Source organism: Chamaesiphon sp. VAR_48_metabat_403 (assembly GCF_031422475.1).
Classification (GTDB): Bacteria; Cyanobacteriota; Cyanobacteriia; order Cyanobacteriales; family Chamaesiphonaceae; genus Chamaesiphon.
The window spans coordinates 1-2,615 of record NZ_JANPLS010000513.1; the positions used below are offsets into that span (position 1 = coordinate 1).

3 protein-coding genes are annotated in these 2,615 nt (G+C 44.6%); all 3 read left to right on the top strand.

Features of this window, described 5'->3' with window-relative positions; all coding sequences use genetic code 11:
- The first annotated feature begins 109 nt into the window (after positions 1-109).
- Positions 110-1,003: an NmrA family NAD(P)-binding protein gene (locus RMO79_RS23940; RefSeq protein WP_310485782.1), complete on the top strand. Its 894-nt coding sequence runs from the start codon at positions 110-112 to the stop codon at positions 1,001-1,003.
- Between the two features lie 52 nt (positions 1,004-1,055).
- Positions 1,056-1,751, top strand: a complete 696-nt coding sequence (locus tag RMO79_RS23945; protein ID WP_310485783.1) for a cupin domain-containing protein — start codon at positions 1,056-1,058, stop codon at positions 1,749-1,751.
- A gap of 20 nt (positions 1,752-1,771) precedes the next feature.
- Positions 1,772-2,615 (top strand): aromatic alcohol reductase (locus tag RMO79_RS23950; RefSeq protein WP_310485784.1); only part of this gene is annotated, 844 nt, incomplete at its 3' end.

Below are 2,615 nucleotides of genomic sequence, written 5' to 3' on the forward strand. Positions count from 1 at the left end.
TGGCTGATTAGTCCGCGAAGGCGGACTTTGCATTCCGAGCAGCGGTTTCTAAACGCTGGGGTTATGAGTAGCTTTAATTAGTAAAAAACTTAAATACATCCAAAACATCATGAACCAAATAATTTTAGTAGCAGGCGGAACGGGTAATCTTGGCGGACGAATTATCAAAGCTTTAATTAAAAGGGGTGCAGAAGTTCGGGCGATCGTCCGTAACGGTAGCGAACCAGAAAAAATTGCCAAACTAACCGAACTCGGTGCGAAAGTAATTACTGTCGATTTGTCGAATGCAGAAGATCTTAAACAAGCTTGTCAGGGCGTATCCTGTGTGGTTTCGGCTTTAGCAGGACTGCACGATGTCATCGTTGACTCCCAAATTAAACTGCTTGACGCTGCGATTTCAGCAGGTGTCCCGCGTTTTATTCCTTCAGATTATTCCTCCGACTTTACCAAACTACCCGCAGGCGAAAACCGAAATTTCGATCTCCGCAAAGAGTTTCATCAATATCTAGATAAATCGCCCATCGCTGCCACTTCAATCTTGAATGGAGCTTTTGCCGATATTTTGAGCTATGGTACGCCACTTTATAACGTTAAAAATTATAGTGTCGGCTATTGGGGCGATAAATCTGACTGGAAAATCGACTTTACAACGATGGACGATACAGCAGATTATACTGCTGCCGCTGCAATCGATCCCTCAACTCCGAAAATTCTACGGATCGCTAGTTTCCAAATTAGCCCGAATGAATTGGTTGCTGCTGGTGCAGAAGTTAAAAAACAAGAATTTAAACTCATTCAAATGGGCAGTATGGAAGATTTTTCTGCCTCAAATAAACAAGAGCGATCGGCTAATCCTGAAGGAGAAAAAGAACTGTATCCCAGTTGGCAGGGCAAGCAATATTTACACAGTATGTTTGGTGTTCAAAATCAACCACTTGATAACGATCGCTATCCCGATGTTCGCTGGATGAGTGCAATCGATGTGCTGTCAAAAATAAGCTGATTTTAACAGTTAGCTGTCTTTCTAATAACTATTTTAAGTAGAGAATTTAGACATGAACACCCAAAACAAGCCACAAGCTTTTGAAGTCAACAATACCGTAGGTCGCGCCTACTGGGGGATGGGCATCCTCTGGACGATGTTAGCAACTGCCGAAGATACCAATGGCGCGTATTCCTGTATTGAAGAACTGATACCGCGTGGGCCGTCAGCAGCACCTCATATTCACGAAGCAGCAGATGAGAGCTTCTACATTATTGAGGGTGAAATGACCTTCTTTATCGAAGATCGTCCGGTTAAAGCAACTGCTGGCTCGTTTGTGGCAGTTCCACGCGGCACCAAACACGCCTTTCAAATTGATTCGGAAACGGTACGACTAACTAATACTTATGTGCCCGCTGGGTGCACATCATTATGGCGACGACTGTACCCGCCCAGGTGCGGACATTACCGCCCGCTTCGATGCCTCTTCCCGATCTGGAAAAAACGAATCAGGCGATGGCGGAAATCATCAAAAAATATCCAGCGGCTAAAACTAATTTCTTACAAGGTTATGGCGGCTAAATTATCTGACACGGGACGATTTTCATTCTGGGCAATTGATGAGTTGAGTGTGTTGAGTTTCATTTTTCAACCCAACCTACAGATCTCGATTTCTGGGATGCGATCGATATCTGTATGTTACAAGTCTACTTCATCGTCGCGATCTCCACTTCGCGGAATCGCTGACGGCAAAAGACAAATTATATAAACTTTAAAAGGAACATCATCATGAATAACAAATTGACGGTTCTAGTTGCTGGTGCTACCGGAATGTTGGGTACTAAAATTGTTTCTGCTCTACTCGAAAAAGGTGATGTAAATGTTCGGGCAATGGTGCGATCTATTAATGACAGCAATGAAAAAAATAGCCAAAAGATCGATGCCATGAAAGCCAAGGGCGCAACGATCGTCGAAGGCGATGTGATGCAACCTGAAACCTTACTGACTCCTTGTACTGGAGTCGATGTGGTCGTATCGGCGATCGGTAACACTGACGCAACTGTACCAGGGCAGAAACACCTAATTGATGCTGCCAAACAGCAGGGCGTAAAGCGGTTTATTCCCTCCGATTATTCGGCAGATTATCGCGGGTTAGATTACGGCGATAATGACAATTTGGACAAGCGGAAGGAAGTACTTGAGTATCTTCAGCACAGCGGTTTGGAATATACCTTAGTACTCAATGGAGCATTCATGGATAGCCTGACTTATTTACCGATGTTCGATCTGGAACATCAGACCTTTCAGTACTGGGGTGATGGTGACATGCCGATGAATTTCACCACCACTGATGATACTGCCAAGTATGTGGCGGTGGTGGTAAGCGACCCAGACTTGGTAAACAAGGCACTGGAAGTCGCGGGTGATACGCTGACAGCGAAGCAGTTGAAAGCTACTTATGAAGAGGCAACGGGTACTAAATTAACTGAAAAATTATTGGGCAGTGTGACCGAATTTAAAGCCTGGATTGCTGCCAAAAAAGCAGCAGCCAGTAAACTCGAAGAGTACGTTTACCACCAATATATTTACGCGATGGTATCGGGAAAAGGCAAACTCGTTGGCGTAGCCTCTC